We start from the raw sequence: 22,127 nt of genomic DNA on the forward strand, positions 1-22,127 counted from the left end.
TCTTCCACGGGATCCGAACCCTGTCACTAGATCGGTATTACCGGGATTTCATTTCCGGCGTTTCTCAATCTGTATTTTCAAATGCCAGGGCCCCTTCTGCCTGGAATAATTTCAATTGGATTTTCAATCTTTACCTTTACAAAAAAATCATTGGCACGTAAGCAGACCTACCGGGTACGGTATACCAATAAACTGGCAGAGGCTGGAGAGGCGCCTGTAAGGCCCGAACGCAAAGAACGGGTTCCCCTTGACCCGGTAATTCAGCAGCCATACCTGGAGGGTAAAGTCCTTCTGATAAATAAACCGCTTCACTGGACATCGTTTGACGTGGTACGTAAACTCCGCAGCCTGCTGCAGATAAAAAAGATCGGGCATGCCGGTACGCTTGATCCCCTTGCAACAGGATTACTGATCGTGTGCACCGGGAAATTTACCAAGAAGATAAATGAATACATGGCGCAGGAAAAAGAATATACCGGTACTTTCACCCTGGGTGCTGTTACTCCCACCTATGACCTGGAGAGTGAACCCGGACAGCAAAAAGATTTTTCTTTTGTTACCGGGGAGATACTGCGGTCTGCAACGGAGAAATTCACCGGGGAGACCGATCAATATCCCCCGATTTACTCTGCTATAAAAAAAGACGGCGTGGCCCTGTATGAACTGGCACGCAGGGGAGAAGCGGTAGAGTTAAAATCCCGGAGAATATTCATCCGCTCTTTCGAGATCACCTTGATCGAACTGCCCGTTGTACATTTTAAGGTGGTTTGTTCTACCGGCACTTATATACGCAGCCTGGCCAATGATTTTGGCGCTGAACTGGGATGTGGTGCTTACCTCAGCAGTTTATGCCGCACGCGTATTGGAGAATTCAGGACCGAAGATGCAATTGATATGGATGCCTTTGAGCAAACCCTTCAACCTTTAAACCCTTCAACCTTTAAACTTCTATAACCCTCTCAGAAAGGATAATTTATCCCGATCGTCATATTGAAATTCTCGTAGCGCCATTTCTTATGACGGTTGTCATTGTATGTGCCCCCGGGGTTATTGGGATCCGGGACCTGTTCGCCTCTTTTAAATAAATTATTGAATGAAACCCCCGGTATCTGCCATCCGTCATTTGCACTAATATCAGGCCGCTTGATCCGGAAGCCGAGGTCAAAACGCAGTACCACGTAATTGAAATCCAGCCGGAAACCGGTACCGGCTTCCACGCCCAGTTCTTTGTACAGGTTTTTGAATTTAAACTGCGTGCTGTCCGTTCCCCCGCCTGGTTTGGAGTTTCTTGCATTCCATACATTACCAATATCCAGGAACAAAGCGCCTCGGAGTACCAATGAATTGGGAATGATCTGTGCAATGGTGTACCGGTATTCAATATTGCTTTCTAATTGTATGTCGCCCGTCCGGTCGTTGAATTTATTTTCACCATAGGGCGTAAGCGGTTGCGCCCCACGCCCGATACCACGCACGGGCCATCCCCTCATGCTGTTGCTTCCCCCGCCGAAATATTGTTTAAAGAATGGCAGGGTTGTATCACGTTTTGCCGAGATACCAACGCCCCCAAATACCCGGAATACAAAAGCGGATTTGGGACGGCTGGAAGAATAGGTATATTCCACGTCGGCCTTGCCGAACTGGCGCATGTATTTCTTTAATAAGCCCAGGCTGTACCAGGGTATTCCCGATACTTCCGCATTTATCTTTAAACTGTGCTGCCGGTTGGGATGCCTGCTGTTTATTTTGGAAGACCGGTATCCCACACTTGCTCCTGCCACCAACGAAGTATTGAATGAATAACGCAGGAAAGGGTTTTCATTTAGCGTTTTTATGAAACTGTCTGTCTCATTATACAGCCGGGCAAACTCTATGTTCAGGGGCTTGAAAATCCATTGCCGGTTTTTCTGCGTATTCCAGTCATATCCGAGCGCAAAATTAAATGACTGCAGGTTGAACAGGTTGATGCGGTTTATGTAGGATACTTTGGTGTTGATGAAGGATTCCGGGTTGACGAACCGTTTGTCGTTATTCAACCGTAAGAACGGGAAAATGAACCGGGGAAAGACAATGTTGTTTGAATAACTTACCTCATTGGAGTTCACGATGTTCTTCCGGTTATTGCTGTCGGGCTTAAAATTCAGTTCAATACCGGCATGCAGTGAGTTGGTCATCCGGATCCCTTCCCTGCGGAAGTTTCGGTCAAGAAATGAGATATTGCCCGAAAGCCCCAGCAGGTTACCGGCATTGGCTGCGGTAACATTGTTGGTGTTGCTGGATGCAGAATAACTGGCTTCAATGCCTGATTCAAATCCATACCGCTTTCCCGGCACCAGCTGAACGACCAGGTCGATCTTATTCAGGCTGTCTTTACGTGGAATACTGTCTTTTTTTTCCAGCACCAGGATATTTGTGCTCTGCCATACTCCCGCCCTGGAATAACTGTTGAGGGTCTTATAAAAATTATCCTGGCTGTACAGGTCACCCTTACGGATATAGAGGTTCCTGCGGAGGAAACCGGTACGGAAGAGTTTTTTATGGTACTTCACAATGAAGTTGACCCGGCAGGTATCGCAATCCCTTTTTCTTCCCAGGGTGGTAAACAGGTTGTTATCCGTTAATTTATCCCCGCTCTGGTAATCCGGCAGGATGTAGATGTCATCTATATAAAAGCGTTGCAGTTTGCTGCTGTCGGCTGGCGGGTTAAGTACCACTGCCAGTTTGATGGTGGGGGAGTCTCTGGCCAGCTTTGCCTCTTCCAGCAAACGCAGTTGTTCAAAGATGTCGTCGGTTATGGTGGTCAATGCAGCAACGGTGGTATCTCCCCGCATGATCAGTTCTTCGGAAGTGAATTTATAATAACCATTGTTGCGGTACAGGTTCACCAGCCTGCTTATTTCGCCAAGAACGGTGGCTTTGGTTACGGGGTCGCCTTTTTTTAACAGGCTTTTGTCAACATTCTGCAGGGCAATTTCCTGCAGGTCGGGCCGGCGTAAAATATAACGCACCGTATCTATGAGCGTAGGCTTGCCGGTTTCAACACTGTAGAAAACATGCACACGGCGCTGGTTCTCTTTCACAATGGTATCTGCCCGGTATCCGGCCCTGGCCTTATAATAACCCAGGTGAAGCATGGAGGCTTCCATGTTGCGGGCCGACCGGCCGGCGGAGGCACTGTCGTATGCAGGGGGCCTTTCAATATAATGTAAAAAGATCCAGGAATCTTTTGTATTGATCCTTGAACTGTCATCCAGCTGGGCATTCAGCCTTTGTTTAAGCTGTGACCGCTCATCTTTGGTAAAGTTGCCGCCTTTGGCCTCGATACTGTTCTTAAAAACAAATGGTTTGTCTTTTGGATATTTGCGGGGTATCGTGAACCAGTTACAGGCTGAAAGGAATATACCGCATAATAAAAAACAGGCGCTAAGTTTGTGAAGGGAAGTTTTATCCGGTATTTTTAAAAACATAAAAACATTTAGGCGACGATGATTAGCAAATCACATACCAAATATATTCAAAGTTTACAGCACAAAAAATTAAGAGATCAACTGAACCTCTTTATTGCCGAAGGGCCGAAAGTGGTGCCGGATCTTTTATCGGGGGGCAACTTTGTTTGTAAAGAGATCATTGCATTAAAAGAATGGCTGGATGCGAATGCAGGACTGGTATCGGCAAATGCATGGATCCCCTTCACGGAAGTACAGGATTTTGAACTGGAAAAGATCTCTGCGTTGTTAACACCACATGCTGTGCTGGCGGTATTTGAAAAAAGGGAACCAGAAACTGATGTCGACATAAGCAAAAAGATCACAATCGTTCTTGATACCATCCAGGATCCCGGTAATATGGGCACCATCATCCGCATTGCTGATTGGTTTGGGATCCAGAACATCATCTGTTCCGCTGGCTGCGCCGATATATACAATCCCAAAGTAGTGCAGGCAACCATGGGCAGCCTGGGCAGGGTGAATGTTGTTTATACGGATCTGGCTGCATGGCTTACCGGGAAGAAGAAAGTACCCCTGTATGCTGCTTCCCTGAAAGGCAGACCCCTGCAATCGCTTGGTAAACTTACCGAGGGTATCATCATTATAGGTAATGAAGCGCACGGCATACGTGATGAAGTGATGCAGTTGGTAAAGGAAAAGATAACCATTCCCCGGATCGGCGAAGCGGAATCACTCAATGCAGCGGTGGCAACGGGGATCATACTTTCACATGTTGTATGAATGGTTAATTCATTTAAACGTTAAGCAGTTAATTGGTTAAGCAGTTAATTGGTTAATTGGTTAATCAGTTAATCAGTTAATTCGTTTTGGATTTAACAACCAGCACGGGATCTACGGATTAACGGACCTACGGATTAACCAATTAACGGATTAACCTGTTAACCGGTCAACGAAATTGAATTGCCTTGACCGGCCTTACCTTTTTGATCAATAGTGTTGGAATGATCAGTGTAGCAAATGAAATGAGCAGCGTAGCCAGGCATATCAGCAATACCTGCCACCAGACCACATCGGCATGGGCTGTAGCCATATAGTATGCTTCTTCATTCAGTTTTATAAAGCCTGTCCTTTCCTGCAGCCAGCAAATGCCAAGGCCAAGGATCGCCCCGGCAGCGATTCCGGTAAAAGCGATCACCGAAGTATTGTACAGGAATACCTGCTGCACCTGCCAGTCAGTGGCGCCCAGTGCTTTTAATACTCCCGTCATCCTTGTTCTTTCCAGTACCAGGATGATGAGGCAGGTGATGAGGTTCACGACGGCCACCACCATCATGATCATCAGCAGGATGTTCTTTATCTGCCCCTGCAGGTTCAGCCAGTCGAATATGTTCGGATAGATCTCTTTAATGGTCTTGCTGTACCAGGTTTGCGGCATTTCTGCGTAGATGAGGTAATTTACCTTCTCCGTCTGCGTATAATCGTGTAAAAAGATCTCGTAACCCCCGATCTGGCCAGGTTCCCAGTTGTTCAGCCGGCGGATAAGATTGATATCGGCAATGGCAAAATTGCGGTCGTATTCTTCAATGGCTGTTTTATAAATGCCGGCGATCTTCAGCCAGCGGGCCGTTTTACTCCCGTCTTCCCGGAAAAAGAAAACAAATACACTGTCGTTGAGTTTTACTTTCAGCTGGTTGGCAGTGTAAGCCGATAAATTGATCTCATTGCTGTAACCACTGTCTTTAAAATTCAGCCAACGCCCCTGTTTCAAAAAAGGCTGCAATCGTATGAAATCAAAGGATGGATCAACGCCTTTTAACAATACACTTTCGATCTCTCCGCCAAATTTTATGATGGCCGATTTGGTGGCATAGCGTTCTACCGACTTCACCTGCGGTAACGAACGCAGGTATCTTTCCACCGAGTCATTTTGTGTAATGGGATACTCTTCGGCAATGCTCACCCGGTTCTCCACATTCTGCAATACCCGTATATGTCCCCAGAAACTGAATACTTTATTGCTGATGACTCCCTGGAACCCATTTACAAAACTCATGGCCACGATCATGATAGCCACGCTGATGGCAGTGGCAACGATGGCCAGCCGGATGATGAATTTGGAAAAGGTCTTCTGCCGGTTAAAGGCTATTCGTTTAGCTATGAATACAGATACATTCAAACGGCATATATTTGGTATCTTACAAATGTATTTAAAAACGCAATGATTAAGGTCAGCATGACAAAAATTAAACCATACCCTGCCGCCGGAAGATCCGTTCAGATTCTCCTGTTTCTCTCTATTGCTTTCATTCCTGCCGCTTTTTCGCAAATGCCTGAAGCAGTTTTCAGGGATAATATCAAGGCTGTGCGGTTTCACATGTATGGCGACCAGCAAACATTACCTGTTTACAATATCAACAGCGGCGACCAGCTGGAACTGAATTTTGATGACCTGGATGCCAATGTTAAAAGCTATTATTACAGTTTCCAGCTTTGCGATTACAACTGGAGGCCGGTTGACATCAGTCCCTTTCTGTACATTAAAGGGTTTACCCAGCAACGCATCACCACGTACCGGTATTCTTCGATCGCACTTACAAAATATACCCATTACCAGGCCCTGTTGCCCGACCGGAGCACCAGCCTTACCCTTTCGGGCAACTATATCCTGAAAGTCTACCTCGACGGCGATACATCCAAACTTGTTTTCACCCGGCGCATGCTGGTGCTGGAACAAAAAGCCGCCATTAGTGCAAAGATCATTCAGCCATTCACACCGCAATTGTACCGTACGCATCAGAAAGTACAGTTCTCTGCAAACATAAAAGGGTTGAACACCTTCAGTGCGGCACAGCAGGTGAAAGTGGTGATATTGCAGAACAACCGGTGGGATAATTCATTAAAGGACATTGCACCCACTTTTGTACGGGGCAATTCGCTGGAGTATAATACCGAGAACAATTGCATCTTTCCCGGCGGTAAAGAATGGCGCTGGCTCGACCTGCGGAGTTTTCGCCTGCAGAGCGACCGGGTAGAGCGGGCCGACTATAAGAAGAATGCCACAGATATGTTCCTGTTTCCCGATGCAGACCGCAGCGCCCAGCGGTATGTTTATTTCCGCGACCTGAATGGCATGTACCTGCTGGAAACCTATGAGACCATCAATCCTTACTGGCAAGGCGATTTTGCCACCGTTCATTTCAGTTTTGCCCCGCCAAACGCCACGCCGTATGCCGATAAGGATATTTACCTGGCGGGACAACTTACAAGCTACGAGTTGAATGACAGGACAAAAATGGTATTCAATGCAGCAAGGGGAGCGTATGAATGCACGGCATTTTTAAAACAGGGGTACTACAACTATACCTACATAGCGGTTGATAAAAATGATCCGGCACAAAAGCGTGACCTGGAAGGTGATTACTGGGAAACCGAAAACAGTTATACCATACTCATGTACTACAAGTCGTTCACCGACCGTACCGACCAGCTGATCGGTGTTGGAAAGATAAATTCACGGACGGATAAGCCGGGGATCAGTTTTTAGAGGAAGGATCCAAGATACCGGATCCAAGATCCGAGATTCAAAATACTTGATGGATTCTGATACTTTTTTATCCCGCATCCCGCATCCCGCATCCCGCATCTTGTATCCCGCATCCTATATCCCGCATCCTGTATCCTGTATCGGTATTTCTTTCTTTTTAAAATTCTTTCTTCACCTTTGCCCTTCGTTCCTTATCTTTGCGCCGGCAAGTCTTATACGACCAGCTCCTGCTGAACTCCCCCAGGACCGGAAGGTAGCAAGGGTAGGTGGTTGAGCGGTGCGATGTAAGTAACTTGCCATTTTTTTTGCCCCCCATCCCCTGAAGGGGCTTTGCAGGGTTTCTTTTTAACCACCATGCATTTTTCGTAGATAAATATTTTAAGTTTACTCTTTTAATTATTTTACTTTTGCCGGAAATAAATTATCTCACCGATTAAAAGCTGATCCCCCTTTAGGGGATAGGGGCACATGAAATTTTTTATAGACACCGCCAACCTGGCACAGATAAAAGAAGCAAACGACCTCGGCATTTTAGACGGGGTTACCACCAATCCTTCGCTGATGGCAAAGGAAGGTATCAAGGGCAGCGATGCCGTGATGGCGCACTACAAGACCATTTGTGAAATGGTGAACGGCGACATCAGCGCAGAAGTTATTTCAACCGACTTTGACGGCATGGTGGCTGAAGGGAAAAAACTGGCTGCCATCCACCCGAACATTGTGGTGAAAGTGCCGATGATAAAAGAAGGCATCAAGGCATTGAAGTGGTTTACGGAGAACGGCATCAAGACAAACTGTACGCTTGTTTTCAGCGCCGGCCAGGCCATACTTGCTGCCAAGGCAGGGGCTACCTATGTTTCCCCGTTCATTGGCCGCATTGACGACAGTGGCTGGGACGGTATGATCCTCATTCACCAGATACGCCAGATATTCGATATCCAGGGCTTCAAGACTGAGATCCTGGCTGCGTCCATCCGAAACCCGAACCACATCATCAGTTGTGCGGAGGCAGGAGCCGATGTGTGTACCTGCCCGCTGGATTCTATTTTAGGATTATTGAAGCATCCGCTTACTGATATTGGCCTTGCCAAGTTCCTGGAAGACGCCAAGAAGTTTGCGTAAGCAATCGTCAGACGAGGACGTCAGACCAGACAAAATGCCCGGTGCATCAACCAGATCCGCCGGGCATTTTACTTTGTGATATTATTTTATTCCCGTTTCCTGCTTTTCGCTTTAGATCCCTTCATTACCTCATCCATGCTTTTCAACTCCGGGTCCGGCTGCTTTTTTATATAGATGCTGAATTCTTTGAAGAGGGCAGGGTTGTTCCGCAGGGTGACCTTAATATCCACTTTTTCCAGTGATGTATTCCTGTCTACCCAAAGGCTGTTGCCACTGAACGAGCCGGCCGAAGCCCAGAAGATAAGATGGGTGCTGTCTAAAGGTATGTACCGGCCATTGGAGAGGCGGCCATCTATGTTGATGTAATTGAACGTGCCTTTTTTAAGGCTGTCGGTGTAAAGATTTATATGAATGCTCTCCACTTTTTGGGCTTTGGCAGCAAAAGAGCATAAGATAAAAAGGGGAAGTATAATTTTATTCACTTGATCCGTTTGCTGCAAAGATGGAAAAAATTATGCCAGGGATTGGTTAAGGTGAATAGTGTTAATGTTAAAATTTGCATTCCGGGTGCCGGGATGCCGGCCGGGAAGAGAATTATCCTGGTTTCTTGTATTTCAAATGGGTCCCGATCAGTACGGTTCTTCCCTGGAATTGACCGGATGCCTTATAAATATATTGCAGTTGCCCGATGAAGCTTTCCTTCGGCATTCTCGAATAGATCAGCCTTGTGGTGATCGCATGCAGTTGCCCGTAACTTGCATCATCCTCGATATAATTTTTATTCAGTCTGAAAATGGCTGAAACATATTTGATCTCTTCGTTTTTGATCTGGTTGTACACCCGGATATCGGGTGTGAAATAGGTCCCCAGGCTATCCGCCAGCAATTTCTCCAGTTCTTTACTTGCCGCCGGGTTGTAGGAAGATTCGATGTAATTTATTTTGGCCGGTTCTATTTTCGGCAGCAGCTGCATCAGGAGCACCATCATTCCATAGGCAATCCCTACCGGGATTATCAACTTACTCATATTCAGTCCTGGTTGTTCAAGGGAAGGATCGAACTTCACCAGTTTTGTCCCGGCTACCCGGTCACCCAGGCGCCTGCTGGTATCTGTTAATGCAACGATCACTTCAATGGGCCATAGCACACAGAAAATATTCCGTACAAAACATTTTTAAGGGGCTTGCCACCTGGCCGGTTTCATTGTCAACCAACTGGAGTTTTAATATCCGTTTGGCTATGCTGCGCCCGTTAAAAATATCTTTACAGAAGTACAAGGCAAATCCGATCATTCCGATATATCCCCATGACCCGCCCATGAACCCGGGGCTTACCTGCCCGTGTGACACTTTAAATGCATCGGACAGATCCGAAATGATCGCCGGAATGAAGAAGACCATGGCAACCATTGTCATAAAAAAATGGTCAAGCAGCATGGCAGCCAGCCGTATCCCGGCATTGATCTGTTTGTTGTCCGTTCCGTTGGTCATTTGATCTTATTTGTAAGCGATTTGGTTGTGGTGCAGGTATTTTGCAAAACGGGAGCAATACAATACCGGGTTCAGTTCCCCATCAGTTTATTCTTCTGTGCGGTATACTCTTCCTGCGTAATGGCGCCCTTTTGCAGCAGGTCAAACAGTTTCTGCAATTCGTCGGCTATCATTTGTTGCGATGGTTGTGCAGCATTTGTTCTTGCAATGGCCTGTGCAAGCTGGGTGGCCTGGTTGCTTATCTGCATCTTCTTGTATTCTTCCTGGGCATGGGTGATGGTGTCTTTTAAAAGTTTGGGATGGTGGATGAGGGTGTAAGTGGTTTCGCCCAGTTCGGCAGCGGTTTGAATATCCACGTTGCCATAACCGAAGATGCGCCCCCAGATGGATTGATCGTATTCCACATTATTGATCTTATCCAGCGGGCTTTCTTTGGAATAGCGGGTAAAGAAACCCGTTTCATCCACCACCCGTAAATTGGTTACGCACCAGAGATTGTATTTCCAGTTCACATACTCCAGCATGGTATAGATGGCCGTTATTAACACAATGATAAAAGCGGTACGGTTCTGCAACCACCATATCAATATGACTGCCAGCAGGATCCATGCAAAAAAAGGCAACGCCAGTCTTAACCAGTGTTGCCTTGTTATGAGTAATATCTTTTCGTCTTTTTTGAGTACTGTTCGCATGAAAGGTTGAAGGGTTTGAAGGGTTTAAATCGTTTAAATCGTTTAAATCGTTTAAATCGTTTAAATCGTTTAAATCGTTTAAATCGTTTAAATCGTTTAAAGGGTTAAGCCGATGTGTAAATTAGTAAAAACTTCAAACTAAATAACCTTTCAACCCTTAAACCCTTAAACTTTTCAACCCTTCAACGGCTCTACCAGATCCTCACCCGTAAACTGTCTGCCCGGTACATCTTGTCGCCCGGCTTGATGCTGAAGGTTGAATAGAATTCATCCACGTCCACAAAAGGCCCGTTGACACGGTATTTGGCAGGTGAGTGTACATCCGTCAATAAACGGCTTCTCAACTGTTCTTCTCTTGTATGGCCCAGCCAGCCCAATGCATAGCCCATGAAATAGCGTTGCATGGGTGTAAGGCCCGCTATGCTCTTATTCTCTTTGTACTGGTTTGTTTTTTTGAAGGCTTCAATCCCCAATAAGATACCACCCAGGTCCGCAATGTTCTCACCAAGTGTAGCCTTGCCGTTGATGTGATAGCCCTTCACCGGTTCAAATTCGTTGAATTGCTTTACCATTACCCCGGCCCTGTTTTTAAATGACGCTTCATCTGTTTTTGTCCACCAGCTCACCAGGTTCCCTTTATCATCAAACTGCCTTCCTTCATCATCAAAGCCGTGGGTGATCTCATGGCCGATGGTACTGGCGCCGCCATATCCATATACCACCGCATCGTCCAGTTCTTCATCCCGGTAACCAGGTACGGTAAATATGCCGGCTGGCAAAACGATCTCATTATTGCTCGGGTTGTAATAGGCATTGTAGGTTTGCGGGGTCATGTCCCATTCATCCCGGTCAACAGGTTTGCCTAATTTACTGTAGTTATAGTTATGCCACCACCGGTTTGCATTCATGTAATTTTTTGCCAGGCTCTCCCTGCCGATATCCATGGCTGAAAAATCCTTCCATTTATCGGGATAACCTACTTTGCTTTTTATAGATGCTAATTTGGCATAGGCTTTCTGCTTGGTGCTGTCGCTCATCCAGGAGAGTTTGGCGATCCGGTCCTTCAATGCGGCACGGATGTCTTCCACCATATTGGTATAGCGTTTCTTGGCAGTTTCGTTGAAGAACTCTTTTACATAAAGTTGCCCCAGCATTTCGCCCATGGCATTCTCTTCCATCTGGATGGCACGTTTCCACCTGGGCCTTCTTTCCTTTGCCCCGCTGAACAGTTTATTGAAGTTGAATGCTTCGGTACCATAGGCATCAGGTAACACGCCCGACAGGTCGCTGAGCAGGTTGAATTTCACATATTGCTTCAGGTCGTTGATGGGCGTTTTGGCAAGTACATCACCGAGGGCTGTGAAAAATTCAGGTTGCCCAACGATCACCGAATCCACCCGCTGCACATCCATGCTTTTTAAATAAGCGATCCAGTCAATATTTGCTGCTATCCTGTTCAGGTCGGTGATGGCCATTTTGTTGTAGTTCTTATACGGGTCACGCAGGTCCTCTATCTTACGCGATGCTTTGGCCAGCCTGGTTTCCATCAGCAGGATGTTATTGGCGGCTGTTGCAGCATTGGCTTCATCCTCTCCCGACAGGGTGAGCATTTTGGTCATATACCGGGTATACATGCTGCGGATATTGACCGTTGCAGAATCATTCTTGAAATAATATTCCCTTTCCGGAAGGCCCAATCCACCCTGCCACAGCTGGTAGGCCATCACATCACTTTGTTTTGCATCCTGTCCCACGTATTCGCCAAACAAAGTACCCGAGCCGATCTTTTTTAATTCGGCCACGGTGCTTACCAATGACTTAACATCGGTGATGGCATTTATTTTGTCCAGTAATGGCTGAATGGGTTTTAATCCATCTGCTTCGATCTTGACACTGTCCATGGCCATGGTCCAGAAGTCGCCTATCTTTTGGTCGTTGCTTCCTTTGCCGGCTTTGCCGGCTGCTGCTTTTTCAGAAATTTCCCTCAGGCGTTTCAGGTTCTCTTCAATTACCAGGTTGCCGATGCCCCAGCTCGACTGTTCACCGGGTATGGGGTTCTTTTTTATCCATCCGCCATTGGCATAGTCAAAAAAATCCTCACCGGGCTTTACCGTGCTGTCGATATTGGCGGCAAGTACATCGGGCTTTGCTGTTGTTTCCTTTTTATTGCTTTTGCAGGAGATGAACACGGCAATGGTTGCCAGGACAAAAAATATTTTTTTCATGCAGGTTGATTTATCGCTAAAAATAAAGAATGATTCAACAGCGCCGGTTATTATTTTACAGGCGGCGGAAACGATTATTTTTTAACTTTGCACTCCATAAAAGGATGTAGCCCCGCCATTGGGGATCACTACATAAAGTACTAAATGAGAATTCGGGATGTAGCGCAGCCCGGTAGCGCACTACGTTCGGGACGTAGGGGCCGCTGGTTCGAATCCAGTCATCCCGACCTCAAAATCTCTGCCTTTGCAGGGATTTTTTTATGCCTCAATATGTTACTCACAATAAAACCAGGAAGACAGAAATGCTGTGCTGGAGAACCCCATGATGTGGGGCAAGGTGCCGTTTCATATTTCTGGTGATCAAAAATCTGCAGGGAGCAGGGCCCATTAAAAAATTGCTTTGTTATAAAATACGAAGGCAGGAGCGATGCCATGTATGCACTTGTTTTACCTGTATCGACAGGCATTGTATGATTGTTATCATCCATATAACTGACCATATTTATTGAACAGTCAGTTAATAGTGAATAAATTAGACCAACGTTTGACCATGCAAGTGCCATTAAACCTGAGGATATTCTTAACGGAAGCAGGGGAGTTGTCCCGCTTTACCGGTAAGTTTTTTAAACAGTGGTACAAACCCCGTTATGAGTTTGCAGAACTGTTGCGGCAATGTTATATCATTGGGTATAAATCGCTTCCATTGGTAGGGTTAACGGCTTTTATCATGGGACTGGTGCTGACCATGCAGTTACGCCCCTCCATGGTTGACTATGGGGTGGAATCAGAAATACCCGCCATTGTTGGTATTGCCGTTATCCGGGAGATAGGCCCGGTGATCACTGCACTGATATTCGCCGGGAAGATCGGCAGCAGTATCGGTGCCGAACTCGGTTCCATGAAAGTGACGGAACAGATAGACGCCATGGAAGTGAGCGGTACAAACCCCTTTAAATACCTGGTGGTGACCAGGGTGCTTGCGGCCACCTTAATGCTGCCCGTTCTTATCATGCTGGGGGACGCTATTTCCCTGTACGGCTCCTGGCTTGGCGTGAATATCCGCAGCGCCACCAGTTTTGACCTGTTCTGGACACAGGTATACGATAATCTTTCATTCAAAGATGTACTGCCCGCATTTATTAAGAGTTATTTTTTTGGTTTTGCCGTGGGCATAATAGGTTGTTATAAGGGATACAACAGCAATAAGGGTACGGAAGGGGTGGGCCGTTCTGCCAATTCAGCCGTTGTGGTCTCATCGGTGGTGATCTTTGTTATTGATCTGCTGGCCGTGCAGGTAACAGATGTATTGGGTTTTAATTAGAAAAACATGATCACAGAAGTTAAACAGGAAGCATTAAAAAATCCCTCTTTGCCGGGAGAACCCGTTTTGATAATACGTAACTTGTATAAATCATTTGGCGACAATCATGTGCTGGTTGATTTCAGCCTGGAAATAAGAAAAGGGGAAAGTGTGGTTGTGCTTGGGAAGTCCGGTTCCGGTAAATCGGTACTGATAAAATGCATCATTGGTTTGCTGAAACCGGACAAAGGCAGCATTGCGATGTTCGGGGAAAACATACCCGGTATGGAGGAAGAAGAACTGGATAAGATAAGGGCCAAAGTGGGATTCTTATTCCAGAGCAATGCCCTGTATGATTCAATGACCGTTCGGGAGAATCTTGAATTTCCCCTGCGCAGGCACTGGATCGAGGTTTCGCAGGAAGAGGTGAACCTGATGGTACAGGAAGCACTGGAGGATGTGGGCCTGCTGCATACCATTGATATGATGCCGGCGGAACTGTCCGGCGGCATGCGGAAAAGGATCGCATTGGCCCGTACGTTGATCCTGAAACCGGAGATCATTTTATATGATGAACCTACCACCGGACTTGATCCGGTAACGGCAAAGGAGATCATTGAACTGATGAATGAGATCCAGCTGAAATACAACACCACCTCACTGATCATTTCACATGACATGAACTGTGTGCAGAAGGCCAGTAACCGGGTGGTGGTCCTGCTGAACGGCCATTGTTATGCAGGCGGTACGTTTGAACAACTGAAACAGGATACAGATCAGGGGGTAAAACAATTTTTTGAATGAATATTTTATGGCCAAACAACTCTTCAATAATACGAAATTGGGTGCTTTTGTCCTGGGTGGCCTGGTCTTTCTGGTTTTATTGTTATATATGATCGGGAAGAACAGGAACCTGTTCGGAAAGAGCTTTGAACTGAAAGCAAGATTTGAAAATGTACATGGACTGGTTGCCGGGAATAATGTCCGGTTCTCCGGTATCCAGGCCGGCACTGTTGAAAATGTGAAAATACTGAGTGATACCGTCATTGAAGTGACCCTGCTGGTGGATAAAAAGTTGCAGGGTATTATCCGCCGGAATGCAGTTGTTTCCATATCTACGGACGGGCTGGTGGGAAACAAAGTGGTGAATATCGTTCCGGGGCATATCCCGGGCCCGTTAGCGGAGGAAGGGGATCTGCTCACTACCCGGAAAGCCGTTGCCACGGATGAAATGCTGCAAACCCTCTACAAGACCAACCTGGATGTAGCGATCATAGCGGCGGACCTGAAAACAGCTGTCCAGCGCATCAACAGCAGTAATGCACTGTGGACCCTGCTGAATGATGAGACTTTGCCGCAGGGTTTGCGTGCCTCAGTTGCCAGTTTGCGTTCAGCGACCCAAAAGGCAGACAACATGGTCGGTCAGCTGGATGCCATCGTTACAGATGTAAAGAACGGGAAGGGATCCGTTGGAGCCCTTTTAACAGATACCTCTTTTGCCCGCAACCTGAATGAAGCCGTTCTCAAGATCCGGTACGTGGGCGAGGAGGCCGATTCTTTGGCCGGGGAGATCAATAAAGTGGGGGCTGGTCTGCGGAATGATATCAATAACGGGCAGGGTGCTGTGAATGCCCTGCTCAAAGATACCGGGATGGTGCTGAAACTGAATACAAGCCTTGATAATATCCAGAAAGGTACAGATGCTTTTAACCAGAACATGGAAGCATTAAAACATAATTTCCTGTTGCGGGGATATTTCAGGAAACAGGAAAAGAAAAAAACAAAGGAGGGTATAAGGCAGGATTAGGTCAACGGTAATTTCATCATTTCACCGGTGGATCCATGCGTTACCGGACGGGTAGTGGTTACATTTTACCGGTTATTGAGACAGCAATCCCAGGCTGGCAAAATTTTGAACCGGCACGCTCCCCGGTCCTGTCAAGCCACAGTGCGGGGGTTTATTTGTTATATTTGGACTTATGACCCCGGAAAGAAACGAACGGCTCACCTCCGTACTGAACAAACGCCAGCCCGACCTGACGGTGGTACTGGAAAACGTCTTTGACCCGCATAACATTTCTGCGGTGATGCGTACCTGCGATGCGGTGGGCATCCAGGATATTTACATACTTAATACCCGGATACCTCCCCATAAAAAGTGGGGAGCAAAAAGCTCTTCCAGCGCCGCCAAATGGCTCAGCATTCACCAGTTCACCGATGCGGCGGCGTGTTTTGCTGAATTGAGAAAGCATTTTAAAAAAATTTACACAACACATTTAAGCAGTGATGCCGTAGGACTGCATGAACTTGATCTTATCGGACCGGTTGCATTGGTCTTCGGGAATGAACACAGCGGGGTAAGTGAGGAGATCATCACCCTGGCAGATGGGAATTTCATCATACCGCAGGTAGGGATCATTAAATCACTAAATATCTCGGTTGCCTGTGCGGTGTGCCTGTATGAAGCCTACCGGCAAAAGAACAATGCCGGGCATTATAACAGCGTGAAGCTGGAAGGGGAAAAACTAAGATCCCTTCGGGATGAATGGGGATTTCTTGAAGACGACCCAGCATAGGTACAAAGTCTCAAAGGATCGATTGGTTGAATAGCCGGGAAGACGGAAAGGTGTTAATTATTTGATCTCCTTTATAAAAGGTTTTCCCGTCTTACCGTCTTACCGGCAAAATTGATAAATGGCTGTTTTATTCTGACCCTTTTCCAATAACTTTAGCGCACCAAAACGATCTATATGAAGAAGCTGTTTCTCCCGGTTTTACTGTTCATCGGTATTAACCTTTTTGCCCAAAATAAAAAACCATTGGACCATTCCGTTTATGATGGCTGGAAAAGCATCGGCGAACGGATGATCAGCAATGACGGTAAATATATTGTGTATGCCGTAAATCCCCAGGAAGGCGATGGTGAGCTGGTGATACAGAACCCGGAGACCAGGTATAAGAAAGTGATCCCCCGTGCTTATGGTGCGGTGATAACACAGGACAGCCGGTACCTAGTATTTAAAATAAGACCATTCTTCCAGGATACCCGGCAGGCAAAGATCAAGAAGAAGAAAGCCGATGATATGCCTAAAGACTCCATTGGTATTTTAGAACTGGGTAAAGAAGATGTGGTGAAGATCGCCCGGGTAAAAGGGTTTAAAACTGCGGAGAAGGGTTCTGGCTGGGTTGCTTACCAGATGGAAAAGCCTTTGCCCGATACCACAAAGAAGACCAAACCCCCGGTGGTGGTTGATTCAGCCAAAATGAATATGGATAAACTGGTGAAGCTGGCCGATTCAGTGATACGTAAGTCCATTGATTCGGTCAGGGGAAATGTTACCAGGGAAGAAGTGATATCTGCTGCACAAAAGGCGGCCAGGGAGATACTGCGGAAAGGAAAGGATGAACTGCTGTTTGATGAATATGGTTTAACGGATGCGGAAGGGGATGATGCACCCGGTGGCGCAGCATCGGAGGGAACAGACCTGGTTGTAAGACGCATGGGCGACAACAAAGAGAAAACATTCAAACTGGTAAGCGAATATTATTTCGATAAGAAAGGGACCCGGATCTTGATAGAAACCACAAAGAACAGCAAAGACAGCAACAGCAGGGCATTGGTTCTTTTATATGATCTTGGTTCTGAAAGAACGGATACCGTGATGAAGGCCTTCAACGATGCAAAGAACTTCAGCTTTGATGAAGAAGGGACGCAGCTGGCCTTTGTTGCAGAACGGGACAGCAGTGCCAAGTCCCTCCAGAAGTTCTATAAGTTATGGTATCATACAACCGGGCAGGACAGCGCCAGGCTGCTGGCAGAAAAAAACACGGTGGGCATGCAGATCGGTTTTACCATCAGCGAAAATGCAGCACCCCGCTTCAGTAAGGACGGGAAGAAATTATTCTTCGGTACAGCGCCCATCAAAGCGCCAAAGGATACCACGCTGGTGGATTTTGAACTGGCAAGACTGGATGTGTGGCATTACAACGATGATTACCTTCAACCGCAACAGGTAAAGCAGCTTGACCAGGAATTGAGGCGCAGTTATATGGCCGTAATGAGACCCGGTGATGACAGGATCGTTCAGCTTGGTGCAGATGACGCTGAAAATATAACACTGGTTGATGAAGGCAATGCCGGCTGGGTACTGGGCGAAAGCACAAAGGGCAACCGGGTTGAAGCGCAATGGACGGGAAGGGTAAAGACCACGGCTTATGCCATCAGCACGGCAGATGGTAAACGAAGAATGATAAAGGCAAATTCAATCGTAAATTTTGAACCTTCTCCCGCCGGCAAATTTGTTTACTGGTATGACCCGGCACAAAAAAATTATTTTGCCTGGGATGCGGCAACGGGGAACACAAAAAATATCACCGACAAAATAAAAGAACCGATCTATGATGTGGAAAATGATGTACCGGATCATCCCCGGCAGCAGGGCATAACCGGCTGGACAGAAAATGACCGCTATTTCCTCATCAACGATGTATATGATATCTGGCAGGTGGACCCGGTTGCTGCTGAGTTGCCCAGGAACATCAGCAATGGCTGGGGTAAGAAGCATAAAACGGATCTTAATTACGTACGACTCGATCCGGAGAAACGTTTTTTCAAGGCCGGCGAGACCATCCTGCTCCGTTCCCAGAACAAATCAAATAAGTACGGCGGCTTTTATACAAAAAAACTGGATGAGGTCTCAGACCCGGCGCTGCTTACCGAGGGACCGTATTTATTCGCCAACCCGGTTAAAGCAAAAGATGCAGAGCAGTATATTGTTCAGCGAAGCAATATCAGTCAGAGTGAACTCTTTGCAACGGCTGACCTGAAAATGCTTGCCCAGCTGAGTGATGTGGCCAGCCAGCAAAAAGAATACAACTGGTTGGGTGTGGAACTGGTTAAATGGAAAATGTTCGACGGCAAGATGAGCGAAGGTCTATTATTCAAGCCGGAGAATTTTGATCCGAAGAAAAAATATCCTGTCATATTTTATTTCTACGAACGAAATGCCGATGGCCTGTATGCTTACCGGGCACCTGCCCCGAGTGCTTCCACGGTCAACATTGCCTATTTTGTGAGCAATGGATACCTGGTCTTCGATCCGAATATTTATTACAAAGATGGAGAGCCCGGTCCAAGTGCTTACAACAGTGTGGTGAGTGCTGCAAAATACCTTTCAAAGATGCCCTGGGTTGACAGTGCCCGCATGGCCATCCAGGGACAGAGCTGGGGGGGATACCAGGTTGCCTACCTCATCACCAAAACAAATATGTTCAGGGCTGCATGGGCGGGTGCGCCGGTTGCCAATATGACCAGCGCTTATGGTGGCATACGCTGGGGCAGCGGACTGAACCGGCAATTCCAGTACGAACATACACAAAGCCGTATCGGGGCAAACCTCTGGCAGCGACAGGAACTTTACCTGAAAAATTCTCCTTTATTTTCGGCTGATAAAGTGAATACACCATTGGTGATCATGCACAACGATGCGGATGGCGCTGTACCCTGGTACCAGGGCATTGAATATTTTACTGCTTTGCGCCGGCTTGGGAAAAAAGTATGGATGCTGCAGTACAATGGCGAAGACCATAACCTGGTGGAGCGTAAGAACCGTAAGGACCTTTCCATACGGCTGAGCCAGTTCTTCGATTATTATTTAAAAGATGCCAAACCGGCCAAATGGATACGGGCAGGTTTGCCTGCAACAGAGAAGGGAAAAGACTGGGGGCTGGATTAGTATTTACCGGAAAATAGCCGGGTATTTGTTAGGAACAACCCGTAAAATAGTTGTATTTTCTGTGTTCATTTAAAATTTCAGAAAATGAAACTGTTGATATTAGGAGCAACGGGTCGTACCGGGCAACAATTGGTTGCCCAGGCGCTTGAACAGCATCACGAGGTTACTGCCTTTGTACGGGACCCCTCAAAACTGGAGCTGCAGCATGAAAAGTTGACGGTGGTGAAAGGAGATGTGCTTGACAAGGATGTTTTAATGAAAGCACTTGAAGGAAAGGATGCAGTTGTAAGCGCCCTGGGGCGGGGCATGTCGCTGAAATCAAACAACCTGATCACCAATGCCATGAATATCCTGGTTCCTGCCATGAATGCAACAGGTGTAAAACGGCTTATCTTTGAATCCGGTTTTGGCGTGGGAGAAACCAACAGGCAGGCCAGTTTTATACAGAAAATGATTTTCGGTACTTTTTTAAGAAACCTCTACGCAGATAAGGCAAGAGGAGAGGCGGTACTTCGTAAAAGCAGTCTTGACTGGACCCTGGTTTATCCTGTCCGCCTTATCAATGGTCCCCGCACGGGTAAATACAAAGCGGGCGAACAGTTCTCCATGAAAGGTCAGCCAACAATTTGCCGGGCTGATGTTGCAGATTTCATGCTTAGGCAGTTGACAGATAATACGTACCTGAAAAAACTTCCGGTGTTGACGACTTAGTTTTTTGTTCTTGGATGATCCCTTTCAGGCTGAATAAAATTCTTATTCTTTATAAAAAAATCTTGCCGCATTAAAATTAAAATAATGAAACAGGTCCTTACCCTCCTTTTGATCGCAGTGGTTGCGTTGTTTTCCAATTGTTCAAAATCCAGCGACCCCCTGGTGCATGTTAACTGCGACAGCCTGGTTACGGATACCGCAGGCAGCGGCGACAACGGACGGGTTTACATGCCCAATGCCTTCAGCCCCAACAACGACGGGCTCAATGACATCTGCAGGCCCGTGACCCAGAACATAGATTCCATAATTTTTACCATTTATGATGAGAGCAATACCGTGCTGTTCACTACAGCTTTACTGGGGCAGGGATGGCAACCTTACAGCACCGCTAATTCGGCAAAGAAATATTATTACCGGATACAGGCCACAACCCTGGCGGGTAAGAAGATCGGGAAATGCGGAGAGGTATTCAGCCTCACCTGTTTCCCGGTGAATCCGCCAAAAAGTTTCTATTATTTTGAAGACATGCTGACACCGGGAGGGTTCACGGGAACAACGAATGAAATACTGCCTGCATGTTTATAAGAACAGGTAAGTTGTTTTTTATCTTCAGTGCCTGCCTGCTCATGTTCTGGGTGCTGGCCCGCCTGGTTGATGTTTACCGGTTTGCATTTGTTGGGGCTGTCTTTGAGATCCTCTGGCTGCCGGCACTTGCTTTGCTCGTCATTTTGCCCATATTGTCTTTTATATTCTGGAGAGACGAGCATTATAAGGCCCGTTCTTTTAATCTTTTTTCGATCCTTATTGTGTTGTTCACGGTTTTGCTGATGATCTTTCTTTAATGCCCGGACGATCACCAGCAAATTTTATACAGCCTGTAAATTTTCGCCGGCGGTCATTTTTTTAGTATTCTTTCCGCAATGGCTTTGTTGAATGCTGCAGCTTCTTCCTCCAGGGGTTCATGCCCGGATTCTTCGAACCACACGATCTCTTTAGCCGGGGCTTTTAGTTTTTGTACATATCCTTCCGTTACAATGGTTGGCAGGCTATGATCATGCCTGCCCATGAAAAAATAGGCCGGTATCTTTAATTGGCTGATCCCCGACAGGTTGGTTGTGAACAGGTCGTCCCCGATCGCGTTTGCGGAATACATGAATGCCTTGAACCAGTCGTAGTTCCTGTAATCTTCGTAATTCTTTTCCGCTTTTTCTATTTCGGCAGCCATTCCTTTTTTATAAATGGCGCCGCCGTATTCCGTAAGCATCCCGTATTTCTGCAGGAAGCATTCCAGGGTGCTCTTGCAGAAGGAAGTATCGCCGTTCTCCAGCTGCGATACCCGCTTCAGCATATTCGTATCGCCTTTTAGCCTTGCTTGCTCAGCGATCCAGTCACGCGAAAGTTTGATGCTCTGCTGAATGTCGATCACCTGCGAGATGCCGAAATAGGCTGCATAGTCTTCGGGATATTTCTCAACCAGTTTAAGCCCGATGATACTGCCCCAGGAAAAGCCTGCAAGGAAGATCCTGTCTTTGTTGAATTTCTTTTTGAGCAGTTGGGTAAGTTCATGGGCATCGTTCACGAACCGGTCAGCACTGAGGTTTTTGGGTTCGGGGTTGTTCATGTACGACTGGCCGCAACCAGCCTGGTCCCAGGAAACAAGGGTGACCGATTTTGTAAGATCGGAATTGAAATAACGCAAGTGCGGTGTTTGCGGCGCCGGGGCCACCATGTAAAAAAGTACGGGTTCTGGTCCGGGCCCCGTGATCTCAACATATGCTTTCTACCCAGTTCAATAAGGAACTTTCTGTGCAGGTTTGCTTTCGCTGTTTTCCGGCTTTTTTTGCAGGGGTTTGGCAACCG

Annotated in this window: 20 protein-coding genes, 1 tRNA gene and 1 other RNA gene; 14 read left to right on the top strand and 8 right to left on the bottom strand. The window is 46.8% G+C overall.

Going from position 1 to position 22,127, the window contains the following annotated elements; translation table 11 throughout:
* The first annotated feature begins 81 nt into the window (after positions 1-81).
* Positions 82-954, top strand: a complete 873-nt coding sequence (gene truB, locus IPJ02_16995) for a tRNA pseudouridine(55) synthase TruB (protein MBK7377174.1) — start codon at positions 82-84, stop codon at positions 952-954.
* 5 nt (positions 955-959) lie between these two features.
* On the opposite strand, the gene IPJ02_17000 is transcribed toward truB, so the two are convergent.
* On the bottom strand, positions 960-3,467 hold the full coding sequence (locus IPJ02_17000; GenBank protein MBK7377175.1) for a BamA/TamA family outer membrane protein: 2,508 nt from the start codon (positions 3,465-3,467) through the stop codon (positions 960-962).
* 18 nt (positions 3,468-3,485) lie between these two features.
* Between IPJ02_17000 and IPJ02_17005 the strand changes: the two genes are divergently transcribed.
* The gene (locus IPJ02_17005; protein MBK7377176.1) at positions 3,486-4,229 is read left to right on the top strand and encodes an RNA methyltransferase; all 744 of its coding nucleotides are present in this window, start codon (positions 3,486-3,488) and stop codon (positions 4,227-4,229) included.
* Between the two features lie 166 nt (positions 4,230-4,395).
* Here the strand turns inward: IPJ02_17005 and IPJ02_17010 are convergent, their stop codons facing one another.
* The gene (locus tag IPJ02_17010; protein MBK7377177.1) at positions 4,396-5,625 is read right to left on the bottom strand and encodes an ABC transporter permease; all 1,230 of its coding nucleotides are present in this window, start codon (positions 5,623-5,625) and stop codon (positions 4,396-4,398) included.
* A 57-nt stretch (positions 5,626-5,682) separates the two neighbouring features.
* On the opposite strand from IPJ02_17010, the gene IPJ02_17015 reads away from it, so the two are divergent.
* The 3 genes from IPJ02_17015 to fsa all read left to right on the top strand — a co-directional run bounded on the left by IPJ02_17015 (position 5,683) and on the right by fsa (position 8,115).
* The gene (locus IPJ02_17015; GenBank protein MBK7377178.1) at positions 5,683-6,993 is read left to right on the top strand and encodes a DUF5103 domain-containing protein; all 1,311 of its coding nucleotides are present in this window, start codon (positions 5,683-5,685) and stop codon (positions 6,991-6,993) included.
* Positions 6,994-7,196: 203 nt separating this feature from the next.
* Positions 7,197-7,295: signal recognition particle sRNA small type (gene ffs / locus IPJ02_17020), an RNA gene on the top strand.
* 166 nt (positions 7,296-7,461) lie between these two features.
* On the top strand, positions 7,462-8,115 hold the full coding sequence (fsa, locus tag IPJ02_17025; GenBank protein MBK7377179.1) for a fructose-6-phosphate aldolase: 654 nt from the start codon (positions 7,462-7,464) through the stop codon (positions 8,113-8,115).
* A gap of 86 nt (positions 8,116-8,201) precedes the next feature.
* On the opposite strand, the gene IPJ02_17030 is transcribed toward fsa, so the two are convergent.
* The 5 genes from IPJ02_17030 to IPJ02_17050 all read right to left on the bottom strand — a co-directional run bounded on the left by IPJ02_17030 (position 8,202) and on the right by IPJ02_17050 (position 12,521).
* Entirely contained in the window at positions 8,202-8,597 is a 396-nt protein-coding gene (locus IPJ02_17030; GenBank protein MBK7377180.1) for a hypothetical protein, read from the bottom strand.
* Positions 8,598-8,709: 112 nt separating this feature from the next.
* On the bottom strand, positions 8,710-9,261 hold the full coding sequence (locus IPJ02_17035) for a hypothetical protein (GenBank protein ID MBK7377181.1): 552 nt from the start codon (positions 9,259-9,261) through the stop codon (positions 8,710-8,712).
* Positions 9,245-9,604, bottom strand: coding sequence for an RDD family protein (locus IPJ02_17040; GenBank protein MBK7377182.1), 360 nt, complete (start codon positions 9,602-9,604; stop codon positions 9,245-9,247). The genes IPJ02_17035 and IPJ02_17040 overlap by 17 nt, the downstream gene beginning before the upstream one ends.
* A gap of 71 nt (positions 9,605-9,675) precedes the next feature.
* The gene (locus IPJ02_17045) at positions 9,676-10,296 is read right to left on the bottom strand and encodes a PH domain-containing protein (GenBank protein ID MBK7377183.1); all 621 of its coding nucleotides are present in this window, start codon (positions 10,294-10,296) and stop codon (positions 9,676-9,678) included.
* A gap of 191 nt (positions 10,297-10,487) precedes the next feature.
* Complete coding sequence (locus IPJ02_17050; GenBank protein ID MBK7377184.1) at positions 10,488-12,521, bottom strand: M13 family metallopeptidase; 2,034 nt, start codon at positions 12,519-12,521, stop codon at positions 10,488-10,490.
* Positions 12,522-12,674: 153 nt separating this feature from the next.
* On the opposite strand from IPJ02_17050, the gene IPJ02_17055 reads away from it, so the two are divergent.
* From IPJ02_17055 to IPJ02_17095, 9 genes are all read left to right on the top strand, one after another.
* A tRNA-Pro gene (locus tag IPJ02_17055) sits at positions 12,675-12,748 on the top strand.
* A 323-nt stretch (positions 12,749-13,071) separates the two neighbouring features.
* Complete coding sequence (locus IPJ02_17060) at positions 13,072-13,842, top strand: ABC transporter permease (GenBank protein ID MBK7377185.1); 771 nt, start codon at positions 13,072-13,074, stop codon at positions 13,840-13,842.
* Positions 13,843-13,848: 6 nt separating this feature from the next.
* Entirely contained in the window at positions 13,849-14,625 is a 777-nt protein-coding gene (locus IPJ02_17065) for an ATP-binding cassette domain-containing protein (GenBank protein ID MBK7377186.1), read from the top strand.
* A 7-nt stretch (positions 14,626-14,632) separates the two neighbouring features.
* Positions 14,633-15,628 carry an MCE family protein gene (locus tag IPJ02_17070; GenBank protein ID MBK7377187.1) on the top strand — a complete coding sequence of 332 codons (996 nt, stop codon included), beginning with the start codon at positions 14,633-14,635 and terminating at the stop codon, positions 15,626-15,628.
* 172 nt (positions 15,629-15,800) lie between these two features.
* Positions 15,801-16,397: an RNA methyltransferase gene (locus tag IPJ02_17075; protein MBK7377188.1), complete on the top strand. Its 597-nt coding sequence runs from the start codon at positions 15,801-15,803 to the stop codon at positions 16,395-16,397.
* Between the two features lie 174 nt (positions 16,398-16,571).
* On the top strand, positions 16,572-19,556 hold the full coding sequence (locus tag IPJ02_17080; protein MBK7377189.1) for a prolyl oligopeptidase family serine peptidase: 2,985 nt from the start codon (positions 16,572-16,574) through the stop codon (positions 19,554-19,556).
* An 84-nt stretch (positions 19,557-19,640) separates the two neighbouring features.
* A complete protein-coding gene (locus IPJ02_17085) occupies positions 19,641-20,267 on the top strand; it encodes an SDR family oxidoreductase (protein ID MBK7377190.1) in 627 nt (208 codons plus the stop codon).
* Between the two features lie 84 nt (positions 20,268-20,351).
* Positions 20,352-20,852, top strand: a complete 501-nt coding sequence (locus tag IPJ02_17090) for a gliding motility-associated C-terminal domain-containing protein (GenBank protein ID MBK7377191.1) — start codon at positions 20,352-20,354, stop codon at positions 20,850-20,852.
* The gene (locus tag IPJ02_17095; protein MBK7377192.1) at positions 20,843-21,109 is read left to right on the top strand and encodes a hypothetical protein; all 267 of its coding nucleotides are present in this window, start codon (positions 20,843-20,845) and stop codon (positions 21,107-21,109) included. Before IPJ02_17090 ends, IPJ02_17095 begins: the two co-directional genes overlap by 10 nt.
* A 53-nt stretch (positions 21,110-21,162) precedes the next feature.
* Here the strand turns inward: IPJ02_17095 and IPJ02_17100 are convergent, their stop codons facing one another.
* On the bottom strand, positions 21,163-21,966 hold the full coding sequence (locus IPJ02_17100; GenBank protein ID MBK7377193.1) for an alpha/beta hydrolase: 804 nt from the start codon (positions 21,964-21,966) through the stop codon (positions 21,163-21,165).
* Positions 21,967-22,127: the final 161 nt, after the last annotated feature.

The organism is Chitinophagaceae bacterium, assembly GCA_016710165.1.
Classification (GTDB): domain Bacteria; phylum Bacteroidota; class Bacteroidia; order Chitinophagales; family Chitinophagaceae; genus Ferruginibacter.